The sequence below is a fragment of the Rhizobium sp. P1_E1 genome (genome assembly GCF_056406015.1).
The window spans coordinates 12507-26770 of record NZ_JBFUAY010000017.1; the positions used below are offsets into that span (position 1 = coordinate 12507).

Below are 14264 nucleotides of genomic sequence, written 5' to 3' on the forward strand. Positions count from 1 at the left end.
TTGCCGTCGTCAAGGGCACGGGACCGCTGGGAGGCGTTAGCGATCCACGGCGAAGTGCTATATCTTAAATTCCGGCCCCGCAGGGGCGGCGCCGGCAAACTCTGGGAGGAGTTCCATGAAGAAATCTGTTCTCGCTTTCGGCGCGCTCGCGCTTGGTGTCACCTTTTCCGCTCCGGTCATGGCGGCTGATGTTGCTGCCTGCCTCATCACCAAGACCGACACCAACCCCTTCTTCGTCAAGATGAAGGAAGGTGCGACCGCCAAGGCCAAGGAACTCGGCGTCTCGCTGAAGTCCTATGCCGGCAAGGTCGACGGTGACAGCGAAAGCCAGGTGGCCGCGATCGAAAGCTGCATTGCCGACGGCGCAAAGGGCATCCTGATTGCTGCTTCCGACACCAAGGGCATCGTGTCTTCGGTCAAGAAGGCCCGTGATGCCGGCCTGCTGGTCATCGCTCTCGACACACCGCTCGAGCCGGCCGATGCCGCCGACGCCACCTTCGCCACCGACAACCTGCTCGCCGGCAAGCTGATCGGCCAGTGGGCCAAGGAAACGATGGGCGACAAGGCCAAGGATGCCAAGGTCGGCTTCCTCGACCTGACCCCGTCGCAGCCGACGGTCGACGTTCTGCGCGACCAGGGCTTCATGATGGGCTTCGGCATCGATCCGAAGGATCCGAACAAGATCGGCGACGAGGACGATGCTCGTATCGTCGGTCATGACGTGACCAACGGCAATGAAGAAGGCGGCCGCAAGGCCATGGAAAACCTTCTGCAGAAGGATCCGAGCATCAACGTCATCCACACGATCAATGAGCCGGCCGCTGTCGGCGCCTATCAGGCGCTGAAGGCCGTCGGCATGGAAAAGAACGTGCTGATCGTCTCGGTCGACGGCGGTTGCCCGGGCGTGAAGTCGGTCAAGGAAGGCGTCATCGGCGCCACCTCGCAGCAATATCCGCTGATGATGGCAGCCCTTGGCGTCGAAGCGATCAAGAAGTTCGCCGACAGCGGTGAAAAGCCGAAGCCGACCGAAGGCAAGTCCTTCTACGACACCGGCGTCTCGCTCGTCACCGACAAGCCGGTCTCCGGCGTCAAGTCGATCGACACCAAGGAAGGCACGGACAAGTGCTGGGGCTGAGCCCCGATTGCTGAAAGCAGAGCGGCCGGGGCTTGATCCCCGGCCGTTTTCGACGGACGATGTGCCGTCGCCTCACGAACCGGCTAATCAAAGACCGGATGGATATCGGTGACGGCCCCCGCGCGAGTTCGGCGCGCGGATGCGGAGGAGGAACCATGACCGGAACACAGGAATTCGAACGTGTCCTCGACGGCAGCGACAAGAGCGTTGCCTCCTTCGAGCACGAGAAAGTCTCGCTGATCAAGCGCGCGCAGCATTTTCTGCACTCGACGCCGGCCGCCGTGCCGCTGATCGTGCTGGTGCTGGCGATCATCATCTTCGGGATCACCATCGGCGGACGGTTCTTCTCGTCCTATACGCTGACGCTGATCCTGCAGCAGATCGCCATCGTCGGTATTCTCGGCGCCGCCCAGACGCTGGTCATCCTGACCGCCGGCATCGATCTTTCGATCGGCGTCATCATGGTGATCTCGGCGGTCATCATGGGCAATGTCGCGATCACCTACGGCATACCGACGCCGATCGCGGTCGCAGCCGGCATGCTTGTCGGCGGCCTTTGCGGATTGCTGAACGGCTTCCTCGTCGCCTACATGAAACTGCCGCCCTTCATCGTCACGCTCGGCACCTGGAATATCGTCATGGCGACGAATTTCATCTATTCCGCCAATGAGACGATCCGCGATACCGACGTCGACGAAAAGGCGCCGCTGCTGCATCTTTTCGCCGTGAGCTTCAAGCTCGGCAGCGCCGTGCTCACCCTCGGCGTCATCGCCATGGTGCTGCTCGTCTTGGTGCTCTGGTATGTCCTCAATCACACCGCCTGGGGCCGGCATGTCTATGCCGTCGGCGACGATCCGGAGGCAGCCAAGCTCTCGGGCATTCAGACCAAGAAGGTGCTGCTGACCGTTTATGCCATATCAGGCGTCATTGCCGGCTTGGCCGCCTGGGTCTCGATCGGACGCAACGGCTCGATCTCTCCGTCTTCGGCCGTCACCGATTTTAACCTCCAGGCGATCACCGCGACTGTGATCGGCGGCATCTCGCTGTTCGGCGGCCGCGGCTCCATTCTCGGCACGCTCTTCGGTGCCATGATCGTCGGCGTCGTCTCGATGGGCCTCAACATGCTCGGCGCCGACCCGCAATGGAAAGTCCTTTTGACAGGCGTGCTGATCATCGCCGCCGTCGCCATCGATCAGTGGATCAGAAAGGTTTCGGTGTAATCATGGCTCGCGAACCCCTTCTCACCGCCCGCGGTCTCGTCAAGCGTTATGGCCGCGTGACCGCGCTCGACAATGCCGATTTCGACCTCTATCCGGGTGAAATTCTCGCCGTGATCGGCGATAACGGCGCCGGCAAGTCCTCGCTGATCAAGGCGATATCGGGAGCCGTCACCCCGGACGAGGGGGTGATTACCCTCGAAGGCCGGCAGGTGCAGTTCCGCTCGCCGATGGAAGCGCGCGAGGCCGGCATCGAGACTGTCTATCAGAACCTCGCTTTGTCGCCGGCGCTGTCGATCGCCGACAACATGTTCCTCGGCCGCGAGATCCGCAAACCGGGCGTGCTCGGCTCCATGTTCCGCATGCTCGACCGGCCGGCCATGGAAAAGCTGGCGCGCAACAAGCTGTCCGAACTCGGCCTGATGACCATCCAGAACATCAACCAGGCGGTGGAAACGCTCTCCGGCGGTCAGCGCCAGGGTGTCGCGGTTGCCCGCGCCGCCGCCTTCGGCTCGAAGGTCATCATCATGGACGAACCGACGGCAGCCCTTGGCGTCAAGGAAAGCCGCCGCGTGCTGGAACTGATCCTCGATGTCAGGGCCCGCGGCCTGCCGATCGTGCTGATCTCCCACAACATGCCGCATGTCTTCGAAGTGGCCGACCGGATCCATATCCACCGTCTCGGCCGGCGGCTGACGGTGATCGATCCCAAGGAATACACCATGTCCGACGCCGTCGCCTTCATGACCGGCGCCAAGGCGGTGCCGACGGAGCCCGTCGCGGCATGACGGCACGCATCGACGAAATCGCCGGCGCAGTTCTTGACCGCGCCGGCCATTCCAAACGTTTCCTGGTCGCCATCGCCGGACCGCCGGGTGCCGGCAAATCGACCATGGCCGACAACCTGGCGGAAGCGCTGAAAGCCAAGGGCGAAAGTGCCGAAGTCCTGCCGATGGATGGCTTCCACATGGACAACGCCATCCTGATCGAACGCGGCCTGCTGGCGCGCAAGGGTATCCCGGAGACCTTCGACGTTCGTGGTTTCCTCGATATCATCCGCGCCGTCAGGTTGGCCGATCAGGAGGTTCTGGTGCCGGTCTTCGACCGCTCGCGTGAACTCGCCATTGCGTCGGCCCGCCCTGTTTCCCCCGATCACCGCTTCATCATCGTCGAGGGCAATTACCTGCTCTTTTCGCTCGGCAAATGGGCCGAACTCGAAGGCGTCTTCGACTTTTCGATCATGCTGGCGCCGCCCATCGAGGTGCTCGAGGAGAGACTCTGGGCGCGCTGGCGCGGTTATAAGCTCACCGAAGAGGCCGCCAGCGCCAAGGTCTACGGCAACGACCTGCCGAACGGCCGGCTGATCCTCGAAAACCGCCGCCCGGCCGATGTGACGCTGGAGATCGCGCTGGCGTGATGCCGCGCGACATTCACGAAAAAAAGAGCTAAAGCGCGTCGCATGATTCAATTTCAATGCGACGCGCTTTAGTGTTATCGAGGCCGCAGACGCATCGCTTCGGAGGCCTGCCATGCAATCGATCACCATCCGCCGTCCTGATGACTGGCACCTGCATCTGCGCGATGGCGCCATGCTGGAGGGCGTGATCGCCGATACGAGCCGCACCTTCGCCCGCGCCATCATCATGCCCAATCTCGTGCCGCCCGTCGTCACCACCACCGACGCCAAGGCCTATCGCGAGCGTATCCTCAAGGCCTTGCCGGACGGCCATCGCTTCCAGCCGCTGATGACGCTTTATCTCACCGAACATACCAGCCCCGATGACGTGGAGGAGGGTAAGAACAGCGGCCTCATCACCGCCGTGAAGCTTTATCCCGCCGGCGCCACGACCAATTCGCATGGCGGCGTGCGCGACATGGAAAAGGCGATGCCGGTGCTGGAGCGCATGGCAAAGATCGGCCTGCCGCTCTGCGTTCATGGCGAGGTGACGACGCCTGATGTCGATATCTTCGACCGCGAGGCCGTCTTCATCGACACCGTGCTCGATCCGCTGCGCCAGCGTCTGCCGGAGCTGAAGGTGACGATGGAGCACGTGACGACATCAGATGGCGTCGATTACATCAAGGCGGCCAAGGGCAATCTCGCCGGCTCGATCACCACCCACCATCTGATCATCAACCGCAACGCCATCCTCGTCGGCGGCATCCGCCCGCATTATTACTGCCTGCCGGTCGCCAAGCGCGAAAACCACCGGCTGGCTCTGCGTGCGGCCGCCGTCAGCGGTGACGCCCGCTTCTTCCTCGGCACGGATTCCGCCCCGCATGTCGATCCGCTGAAGGAATGCGCCTGCGGCTGCGCCGGCATCTATACCTCGGTCAATACGATGAGCTGCCTCGCCCATGTCTTCGAACAGGAGGGCGCCCTGGAGCGGCTCGAAGCCTTCGTGTCGCTGAACGGGCCGGCCTGGTACGGGCTCCAGCCGAACGAGGAGCGCATCACCCTGTCAAAGCAGGCCCATCCGGTCGTCTTTCCCGCGAGGATTGAAACCGGAGCCGGTCCGGTGACGGTGTTCGATCCGATGTTTCCCCTGCATTGGCAGGTGGTGCAGCAGGCGTAAGCTTTCGGAATTCAATTTTAAATAGAATATTCATCTTAAACTTCGGCGCGACGTTAAACGCGTAACATTTGCATTGTGCAGTGCATCATTTGTTAACGGATGCATAAGACATTCCTCGTCGCGGAGCCCATAAGCTGCCAACATCTGGCGCGGCAACAGCTGCGGAGACTGAAAAGCATGACGCTTGACTATAACTCTCTCTTGCTGGCGCTCGGCGTCTCCGCGGCATGCCTTGCCGTCACGCTGATGGGCAGTTGGATTGTCCGCCGGGCGGAAACGGTGCTGCTCACCGCCACCATCGGCCTGGTCCTCGTCGTCAGCGGCATTTTCGTCTACAGCGCCTACGTCAATACGCCGGAGACATGGCTGGGCGTTGCCAATTTCGTGCTGTTTCATGCCGGCTTTGCCACCATATGGGGGGCAGGCAGACAGTTCCTCACCGGCCGCCTGTCTATCCCGGCCATCGCGATCCGCGCGCTTGCCGCGATGGTCTTTTCCATCGTGCCGATGCTATCAGGGTATGACGGCCTGGCCTTCATCGCCGACAATCTCGCTATCGCCCTTTTGCTCTTTGCCACCGCCCGGCAATATTGGCTCGCCCGTGCCGAAGCACCCGCGCCGCTCCTCGGCATTACCGCGCTCTATACGCTGACGGCGATCTCCTTCGTTCTCTGCGCCGCCGTGCTGATCTCCGACGGCAAGCTGGTGCTCGGCAAGGCCCCCAGCAACTGGGCGGAAGATCTCAGCCTCGCTGTCTGCATTGCCGGCATGACCGGGATCGGCGCGCTGTCGTTGGCGCTGCATCAATGGCGGCTCGCTGCCCGCCACCGTCTCGATGCGATCACCGATCCGCTGACCGGCCTGCTCAACCGCCGCGCCCTGTTCGACGAGTACGGCACGCGCCCGATGGGCACGACCACCGCCGTCATCGTCTTCGACATCGACCATTTCAAATCCGTCAACGACCGCTTCGGCCATGCTGCCGGCGATCGCGTGCTCAAGGTCTTCGCCGGCGAACTCGCGGCCAGCTGCCGCACCGGCGACACCGCCGCCCGGCTCGGCGGCGAGGAATTTGCGCTGGTGCTGAAGGAGATCATGCCCGGCCGGGCGGAACTGACGGCCGAGCGCATCCGCCGGGCTTTCGAGGCGCGCGAGATCCATATCGATGACGAAGTGCTGACATGCACGGTCAGCGTCGGCGTCGCGCCCGGCCGCTCGAAGCCGCAGGATTTCGACGCCATGCTGAGCGCCGCCGACAAGGCGCTCTACGTCGCCAAGCGCGCCGGCCGCAACCGGGTCGAGCTTGCCGGCCATCTGCAGGCCGTTCCCGTCGAGGCAGCGCGCACCGCGTCTTGATCGCCGATCGATCCTCTCATACTATCGCCATCGGCCGGATGCGGCCAGCCGCCCCGCGACGCTCGAGTTTGATGCTCTGGCGTTATGGTGAATGCATCCAGACAACATCCTTCACATCCTTGCCGTTTGGCGATCGATGGCGAACGGGTCAGCAGACGCGGGCACTGATCTTCCTGTTTGCCGTCAACGGAAGGATGACTTCATGCGCGATTTTCGCGATGCCAAGCTCATGGCAAAAACATTGCGGCAGGCCCTGGCCGACCGCGACATTTCGCTCACCCACAGCGAAACGCTCGAAATCGTTGCCCGGCAGTTCGGGCTCGATCAATGGAATATTCTCTCGGCCAAGATAGAGGAGGCGGGCGCCTCCCGCTCGATCATCGGCATCGAGCCGCCAATGCCGATCTTCCGCATCTTCTCGGTCGAAAAAGCCATGGAATTCTATTGCGGCTTCCTGGGCTTCCGTCTCGATTGGGAGCACCGTTTCGGCGAAAATTTTCCGCTCTATTGCCAGGTCTCGCGTGACGGCATGGMGTTGCACCTGAGCGAACATTCCGGCGACGCCAGCCCCGGCGCCAAGGCCTTCGTCCGCGTCGCCAATGTCCGGGCCTATCACGCCGAACTCTCAGGCAAGGACTACCGCTACATGAAGCCCGGTGTCGAGGAAGAGCCGTGGGGGCTGGAGATGACCGTCATCGACCCCTTCAGCAACCGCATCGTCTTTTGCGAGCAGACGTAGTCGTCAGCGCAGCTTGGCTTTAGGTGACAAATCGGTCCACGACCGCTATGGCCGGCCGCCGGCGACCGCGTGCTTCAGGTCTTCGCCGATGAACTGACGGCCCGGCGATACCGCGGCCCGGCTCGGCGGCGAAGAGTTTGCGCTGGTGCTGACGGAGATCATGCCCCGCCGGGCCGAGCTCGCCGCCGAGCTCATCCGGAAAGCCTTCGAGGCGCGGCGCTTCTTCAATCTACCCGGCRCAGACTTTCCACAAAGACACCCCGACTGGTGCCTCGGCCCGAAACGGCGATCCGCTGTCCCGGTCCAAGTTCTCGCCTGATGTTCTCAGGGACACGGCAAATTTCGTCGAATAGCATCGGAACCCCTTCGACCTGAACCGGTGACCGGCATTTTTTGCTACCCCATTCATGCGCGTCGACGACGGTGAAAGAAAGCTCCACCCGATGGCCAGCGATAAAGGCGAATAGCATCGGCACTGCGATGATGACGAGATGCTTTCCGAAGAAATAACCAGCGATCGGAGCGATTATCAGGCCGAAACCTTTCCTCACGCCGACGATCTCGGGACTGCTCTTCAAAATGAGCCAAAACGACAATGCCGCCGAGACCACGCTGACAGCGAGAGTAGGAAGGGCCGCCTTGGAGATCCACTCGTTTGACGGCAGAAAATTACAGCCGGGTATCTGGACGAAAATGGCAAGTACACCCGGCAAAAGCAACATGGTCAGAAGAATCCCGCCCGGTTTACCGAGCGGCCATTTGACACTCTCTTCCTTCCACCCCATGGACAACGCACCGCTCTTTACATCGCAACCTGTCAATCACTCTGTGACACATTTCGGCTGGCGGCTTCAAGGGGGCACGATCAGGGCAGCAGAAACGATTTTGGCTGCGTCTAAGAGGTCGCGGAACCCCTTTATACACCAACGACAAACTCCAAGGATGGCGCTCCCTTGGATGTCGGCGCTTGCATCTCCGTCCTTGGAATCTACAGTCACACCATCGACGTTGTTTCAATGGAAATGACTCCTGGTCGGCAGGGTGGGAACCAGATGAAATGTGTTTCGGTCCTGATTTTAGCGCTTCTGTCGATTTTTTTCGGATGGTTATTTTATGAAAGGTACTGGAAGTTCCGAGATTGCATATCGCAGGCCCTGTCCAGTTGCCTCACTCCCGACGGTGACAATCTAACGCAAGGCGGCTCTCTGTGGGCTGGTTTGGCAGGGCTGTTCTTGTTGGTCGCTGTGATCTCAGCCCGGCGCGTTTTCCGAAGCCGGGATGCTGGCAAATAGCTGGGTAGGCTGCTCCTCCGCTCGCGGATGAAGGCAAACCGGAGCCGGAAGCAAAGCCGCGGCACTCTCCAGCGTTCCTCATCGTGAGGCGGGTAGCCCGCAGGGCGAAGCCTCGAAGGACACGCTGCAACGCTGCTTCTTGCATGCATCTGATGTCAGCGCACCCGCCTCGTCCTTCGAGGCTCCTGGGACCTCAGGATGAGGCTCTCTTGAAGGCCCCGCTCGCTTCTCAGACGATCATCAGCGCCCGCACGAAGGCGACCGAGGCGAGCAGCGAGGCGATGGTCCGCACATGGTTCCACCATGTCCAGTCCCTGACATAGCTGGTCCAGAGCTGAACCGCTTCCGGCCCATTGCCGCCGACCTTCGCCAGTGCATCGTTCATCGGCACGTTGAAGACGATGGTCGAGACGAAAGAGGCAAAGACATAGAGGGCCGCTCCGGCCAGCATCAGAAAAGATGCCCCGCCGCGCCAGTCGATCAGGGCGAGCACGGCGATGACGATGCAGAGGATCGCCGTCGGCACGAAGAGGCCCATGAAGGGCGAGCGGACGATCGTCACGTTGATCGAGTTCATCGCCGCGATGCCTTGCTCTGCCGGAATCCGCGAGAAGGCGGTCATGATGAAGGTCGAGAAGGCGAAGAAGATGCCGGCGACAAGGCCGCTGCCGATCGCCGCCGCCACGAGGGAGAGGATGAGAATGATCTGCATGGTCAGGCGCTCCATATTCCGGTTGCCGCAGTCCGGCGGACATATTCGCTGAAATCGGTGGCGGGGCGGCCAAGAATTTCGGCGACACCGCCCATCACATTGGAGTTGCGCCCATCGAGCACCTGGCCGAAGAGCTCCTCCAGAAGATCGATCAGGCCCTGCGGCAGGCCGGCAGCCGCAAGCCCGCCGGTGAAATCCGCCATCGAGACCTGCTGATATTCGATCGGCCGCCCAGTGGCTGCGGCGATTTCGCCGACCGCCTGCCGGAAGGTCAGCGCTCGAGGGCCGGTCAACTCGTAGGTCTGGTTGCGGTGGCGCGGGTCGGTCAAGACGGCGACGGCGGCATCGGCGATGTCGTCGGCATCGATGAAAGGTTCACCGATCTCGCCCGTCGGCAATTGCAGCCTGCCGCCAATGATTTGCTCGACAAAGGCGCCCTCGCTGAAGTTCTGGCAGAACCAGGAGGCGCGCAGGATGGTGGTATCGATGCCGGAAGCGGTCAGCGCCGCTTCGCTGCGCTGCGCGCTCTCTTCGCCCCGGCCGGAGAGCAGCACGATATGCTCAAGGCCGCATTCCACGGCGACCTTGGCGAGCGCTTCGATCGCCTCCGCCGCCCAGGCGACGGCAAGGTCCGGCTGGAAGGCGACATAGGCGCTCGATGCGCCCTGAAGTGCGCCGCGCCAGGTCGACCTGTCCTCCCAGTCGAAGGGACGGGCGCTGGAGCGTGATGCCGCGCGGACGGTCAGGCCGCGCGCTTCCAGACGCCTGATGATGCGGCCGCCGGTCTTTCCCGATCCACCGACGAGGACGATTTCGGAAGTCTGCATGTCAAAACTCCTTCCAAATGTTGCAAACAAGAGAAACTCTCTCATTTGCAAAATGAGATAATCTCTCTTATTTTGTTTGTCAACGTGGAAAAGGAGAGATCATGTCGGAACAGCCGGTCGCAACGCGCAGGCGCCAGCAGGAGTCTACCGGCCAGCCGCGCCGCATCCCCAGCCAGCAGCGCGGCCGCGAGCGCTTCGAAAAGATCCTCGCGGTTGCCTCGCAGCTGATCGAAAGCCATGGCAGCGACGGTTTGAAGATGAGCGAGATCGTCGAAAAGGCCRGTCTTTCCTTCGGCGCCCTCTACCAATATTTCCCCGACAAGACCTCGATCATCCGCACATTGGCCGAGCGCTTCAACGAGCAGGGCAGGCGGTGCGTCGAAGAGGAACTGGCGAAGGTGACCGACGCTGCGGCCCTGGAGCGCGCGCTCGCCAATATCGCTGATGAATATTATGCCTTCTTCCGCCGTGAGCCCGTCATGCGCGACATCTGGCATGCGACCCATACCGACAAGCTGCTGCAGCAGGTCGATGCCCAGGACATGGAATTTCATGCCCAGGCATTTCTCGCCGTGCTGATCCGTCTATGGCCGGATCGCGACCGCAAGGAGCTGTTGGCGATCGCGCGTCTGACGATGCAGCTGCTTGCCGCCGGCGTACGTTATGCCGTTTCGCTGGATGCGGAGGAGGGCGCTCAGGCGATTGCCCTGTTCAAGAAGATGCAGATCGCCGATATCGGCCGTCTGCTGCTGTCATGAGCGCGCCTTTCGTCTGGAAACGTCGGGCTCTTGCTGCTATTCCCGCAAGGATCCAAGCCGAAGGAGAGCCGCATGATCCAGACCACATTTCCCGACCGCGCCGTGATGGCCGAATTGTTGGCCAAGATGCTCTGGGAGATCAAGGCGGTGCATTTCAATGCCGCTCAGCCCTATAAACTCTCCTCCGGCATGGCGAGCCCGGTCTATATCGATTGCCGCAAGCTGCTCTCCTTTCCGCGCATCCGCTCGACGGTGATGGATTTCGCCGCCAGCACCCTGCTGCGCGATGCCGGTTTCGAGCAGTTCGATTGCATCGCCGGCGGCGAGACCGCCGGCATCCCCTTCGCCGCCCTGCTGGCAGATCGTCTCGGCCTGCCGATGATCTATGTCCGCAAGCAGCCGAAGGGCCATGGCCGCAATGCCCAGATCGAAGGCAATATGCCGGAAGGCTCGCGCGTGCTCGTCATCGAAGACCTGACGACAGCAGGCGGCAGCATGTTCAAGTTCATCGATGCGGTCCGTGCCGCCGGCGGCGTCGTCGATCATGGCATCGCGCTGTTCTTCTACGGCATATTCGGTGAACAGCGCTTTGCCGACGGCAAGGTCAGGCTGCATCACATCGCCACCTGGCGGAATGTTCTGGCCGTCGCCAAGGAGCAGAAGCTCTTCGACGACAAGACGCTGTCGGAAGTCGAGGCCTTCCTCGATGCGCCGCTGGCCTGGTCGGGAAGGAATGGTGGGGTTAGTGAGCTTTCGCTCTAGCCAGTTGACAAAAGCTCGCTTAATCGGTTGATGAACGTATAGATGCTGTTGGGAGGAATACGATGATTTTGTGCTGCGGCGAAGCCTTGATCGACATGCTGCCGAGGGACACGACCCTGGGCGAAAAGGGCTTCGCGCCCTATGCCGGCGGCGCTATCTTCAACACCGCAATCGCGCTCGGCCGCCTCGGCATCCCCACGGCCTTCTTCACCGGCATCGCCGATGACATGATGGGCGAAATCCTGCTGGAGACGCTGAAGGCGAGCAATGTCGATTACAGCCCATGCGCCATTACGCCGCGTCCTTCGACCATCGCCTTCGTCAAGCTGGTCAACGGCCAGGCGACCTATGCCTTCTACGACGAGGGTACGGCCGGCCGCATGATCACCACGGCCGACCTGCCTGTTCTCGGCTATGATTGCGAGGCGCTGCATTTCGGCGCAATCAGCCTGATCCCGAGCCCATGCGGCGAAACCTACGAGGCGCTTCTCGACCGCGAAGCCGCAAGCCGCGTCATCTCGCTCGATCCGAATATTCGTCCGGGTTTCATCAAGGACAAGCCGTCGCATATGGCCCGCATCAAGCGCATGGCCGGCAAGTCCGACATTGTCAAATTCTCCGACGAGGACCTCGAATGGTTCGGCCTGCAGGGAGACCATGATGCGCTCGCCGCCCACTGGCTGAACCACGGCGCCAAGCTCGTCGTCATCACCAAGGGCGCAGAAGGCGCCTCCGGTTATACCAAGGAGCGCAAGGTGACGGTCCCGAGCGAACGGGTCACCGTCGTCGACACGGTCGGCGCCGGCGATACTTTCGATGCCGGCATCCTGGCGTCGCTGAAGATGGATAATCTGCTGACCAAGGCGCAAGTCGCCTCGCTCGACGAAAAGGCGCTGCGCAACGCCCTGACCCTCGGCGCCAAAGCCGCCGCCGTCACCGTCTCCCGCGCCGGCGCCAACCCGCCCTGGGCACGCGAGATTGGGCTTTAGGGCTCAAGCCCAGCTTCGCCCCTCATCCGCCTGCCGGCACCAACCGGGGTCGAGCCACGTGTCTCGCCCCGTCCTTCGGACCCCCGTAAACGGGGCGAAGGGACAATGCCGCGGCCTCTCGATTCCCATTGACGTCTCGCGTGGCACGTCCCCTCTCCCCGCGCGCGGGAAGAGGGTTAGGTGAGGGGCAAATCTTGAACGGTTACTTCGCAAGCTTCGCCAGCGCCGCAACCAGGCCCTGCGTCGACGAATCATGCGATGCGGCACTCTCCTTGCCTTCGACGACAGGCAGCAGGCCCGTCGCCAGTTCCTTGCCGAGCTCGACGCCCCACTGGTCGAAGGAATTGATGYGAAAGAGCACGCCTTCGACGAAGACGCGGTGTTCGTAGAGCGCGATCAGGCGGCCGAGCGCGTAAGGGGTCAGCTTGTCGTAGACGAAGGTGATCGACGGCCGGTTGCCGTTGAAGACGCGGTGCGGCGCGATGAAATCTGCCTTTTTGTCGTCCATGCCCTTGTCGGTCAGCTGCTTCTTGGCTTCTTCGAAACTGCGTCCCTTCATCAGCGCTTCCGACTGGGCGAGAACGTTGGAGATCAGCAGCTGGTGCTGGTGGCGCAGCTCCGGCTCGAAGGCGTTGGCGGCGATCATGAATTCGGCCGGGATGATGCTCGTGCCCTGATGGATGAGCTGATAGAAGGCGTGCTGGCCGTTGGTGCCGGGCTCGCCCCAGACGACAGGGCCGGAATTGCCCTCGACCGGCGTGCCGTCAATGGTGACGCCCTTGCCGTTCGATTCCATGTCGAGCTGCTGCAGATAGGCCGGGAAACGCGACAGGCGCTGGTCGTAGGGCAGGATGGCGCGGGTGGGGTAGCCCAGCACATTGCGATGGTAGAAGCCGATCAGGCCGAGCAGCATCGGCAGGTTCTCGGTAATCGGCGCCTTACGGAAATGATTGTCGACGGCATGCGCGCCGTCGAGGAACTTGCCGAAATTCTCCGGGCCGACGGCGATCATCAGCGGCAGGCCGATCGCCGACCAGATCGAGTAGCGGCCGCCGACCCAGTCCCAGAAGCCGAAGACGCGGCCGCTGTCGATGCCGAAGGCGGCGACCTTGTCGAGTGCCGTCGAGACGGCGGCGAAGTGGTGCTGCACGGCCGCTTCGCCGAGCGCCTTGGCGATGAAGTTGCGCGCCGTCTGCGCATTGGTCATCGTCTCCACCGTCGTGAAGGTCTTCGAGGCAACGATGAACAGCGTCGTTTCCGGCTGCACCAGCTTCAGGATGTCGGCGATATGGGCGCCGTCGATATTGGAGACGAAATGCGCGCGCGGACCGTCATGGAAGGGGGCAAGCGCCAGCGTCGCCATGACAGGGCCGAGATCCGAGCCGCCGATGCCGATATTGACGACATCGGTGATCGCCTTGCCGGTGGCGCCCTTCAGCGTGCCGGAGCGGACGTCGTCGGCAAACTTGCCCATGGCGGCAAGCACCGCATTGACGTCGGGCATGACGTCCTTGCCGTCGACCAGAACCGGTGTGTTGGAGCGGTTGCGCAGCGCGGTGTGCAGAACGGCGCGGTCCTCGGTGAAATTGATCGCCTTGCCGGAGAACATTTCCTCGCGCTTCTTCTCGACGCCGCCGTCTTCGGCGAGCTTCACCAAGAGCTTGAGGATGTCGTCATTCACCGCCGTCTTGGAAAAATCCATCAACAGGTCGTCAAGCGAGACGGAAAAGCGCGAAAAGCGCTGCGAATCGGCGGCGAAGGCGGCACGGATATCGGTCGCCTTGGTGGCATCAGCGGTGCTTTTCAGCTGTTCGACGATGGCGTTCATGGGAGGCTCCTTTGGAGGCGGAAAGGTTGCGGAAACTATTCGCTTTATCACTCGCAAATCAAGTTCAGCCACC

At 62.1% G+C, this 14264-nt stretch carries 14 protein-coding genes and 1 pseudogene; 11 read left to right on the plus strand and 4 right to left on the minus strand.

Annotated elements, in window-relative coordinates; genetic code table 11:
* Nucleotides 1-115: 115 nt before the first annotated feature.
* From AC1D1Z_RS09325 to AC1D1Z_RS09360, 8 genes and pseudogenes are all read left to right on the plus strand, one after another.
* Nucleotides 116-1135, plus strand: coding sequence for a sugar ABC transporter substrate-binding protein (locus tag AC1D1Z_RS09325; RefSeq protein ID WP_003556143.1), 1020 nt, complete (start codon nt 116-118; stop codon nt 1133-1135).
* 155 nt (nt 1136-1290) lie between these two features.
* A complete protein-coding gene (locus tag AC1D1Z_RS09330) occupies nt 1291-2355 on the plus strand; it encodes an ABC transporter permease (protein WP_065275864.1) in 1065 nt (354 codons plus the stop codon).
* Nucleotides 2356-2357: 2 nt separating this feature from the next.
* Nucleotides 2358-3140 carry an ATP-binding cassette domain-containing protein gene (locus AC1D1Z_RS09335; RefSeq protein WP_018244589.1) on the plus strand — a complete coding sequence of 261 codons (783 nt, stop codon included), beginning with the start codon at nt 2358-2360 and terminating at the stop codon, nt 3138-3140.
* Nucleotides 3137-3769, plus strand: coding sequence for a nucleoside triphosphate hydrolase (locus tag AC1D1Z_RS09340; RefSeq protein WP_447011051.1), 633 nt, complete (start codon nt 3137-3139; stop codon nt 3767-3769). The genes AC1D1Z_RS09335 and AC1D1Z_RS09340 overlap by 4 nt, the downstream gene beginning before the upstream one ends.
* Before the next feature lie 112 nt (nt 3770-3881).
* On the plus strand, nt 3882-4928 hold the full coding sequence (gene pyrC, locus AC1D1Z_RS09345) for a dihydroorotase (RefSeq protein WP_447011052.1): 1047 nt from the start codon (nt 3882-3884) through the stop codon (nt 4926-4928).
* Between the two features lie 177 nt (nt 4929-5105).
* A complete protein-coding gene (locus AC1D1Z_RS09350; protein WP_026188602.1) occupies nt 5106-6284 on the plus strand; it encodes a GGDEF domain-containing protein in 1179 nt (392 codons plus the stop codon).
* 202 nt (nt 6285-6486) lie between these two features.
* Nucleotides 6487-7023, plus strand: a complete 537-nt coding sequence (locus AC1D1Z_RS09355) for a glyoxalase superfamily protein (protein ID WP_477850276.1) — start codon at nt 6487-6489, stop codon at nt 7021-7023.
* A gap of 28 nt (nt 7024-7051) precedes the next feature.
* A pseudogene (locus AC1D1Z_RS09360) lies at nt 7052-7240 on the plus strand (diguanylate cyclase domain-containing protein); the annotation flags it as partial.
* Between the two features lie 7 nt (nt 7241-7247).
* Here the strand turns inward: AC1D1Z_RS09360 and AC1D1Z_RS09365 are convergent.
* The 3 genes from AC1D1Z_RS09365 to AC1D1Z_RS09375 all read right to left on the minus strand — a co-directional run bounded on the left by AC1D1Z_RS09365 (nt 7248) and on the right by AC1D1Z_RS09375 (nt 9854).
* Entirely contained in the window at nt 7248-7808 is a 561-nt protein-coding gene (locus AC1D1Z_RS09365) for a hypothetical protein (protein WP_477850278.1), read from the minus strand.
* Nucleotides 7809-8544: 736 nt separating this feature from the next.
* A complete protein-coding gene (locus tag AC1D1Z_RS09370) occupies nt 8545-9042 on the minus strand; it encodes an anthrone oxygenase family protein (RefSeq protein ID WP_196251380.1) in 498 nt (165 codons plus the stop codon).
* Entirely contained in the window at nt 9030-9854 is an 825-nt protein-coding gene (locus tag AC1D1Z_RS09375; protein ID WP_447011055.1) for an NmrA family NAD(P)-binding protein, read from the minus strand. Before AC1D1Z_RS09375 ends, AC1D1Z_RS09370 begins: the two co-directional genes overlap by 13 nt.
* A gap of 101 nt (nt 9855-9955) precedes the next feature.
* Here AC1D1Z_RS09375 and AC1D1Z_RS09380 point away from each other — a divergent pair, with 101 nt between their 5' ends.
* From AC1D1Z_RS09380 to AC1D1Z_RS09390, 3 genes are all read left to right on the plus strand, one after another.
* Nucleotides 9956-10612, plus strand: coding sequence for a TetR/AcrR family transcriptional regulator (locus AC1D1Z_RS09380; protein ID WP_477850281.1), 657 nt, complete (start codon nt 9956-9958; stop codon nt 10610-10612).
* A gap of 72 nt (nt 10613-10684) precedes the next feature.
* Nucleotides 10685-11374, plus strand: coding sequence for an orotate phosphoribosyltransferase (locus tag AC1D1Z_RS09385; RefSeq protein ID WP_028731601.1), 690 nt, complete (start codon nt 10685-10687; stop codon nt 11372-11374).
* 62 nt (nt 11375-11436) lie between these two features.
* Nucleotides 11437-12363: a carbohydrate kinase family protein gene (locus AC1D1Z_RS09390; RefSeq protein ID WP_027681918.1), complete on the plus strand. Its 927-nt coding sequence runs from the start codon at nt 11437-11439 to the stop codon at nt 12361-12363.
* Nucleotides 12364-12565: 202 nt separating this feature from the next.
* Here AC1D1Z_RS09390 and pgi read toward each other — a convergent pair whose 3' ends face one another.
* Nucleotides 12566-14191: a glucose-6-phosphate isomerase gene (gene pgi, locus AC1D1Z_RS09395; RefSeq protein WP_477850284.1), complete on the minus strand. Its 1626-nt coding sequence runs from the start codon at nt 14189-14191 to the stop codon at nt 12566-12568.
* Nucleotides 14192-14264 lie beyond the last annotated feature (73 nt).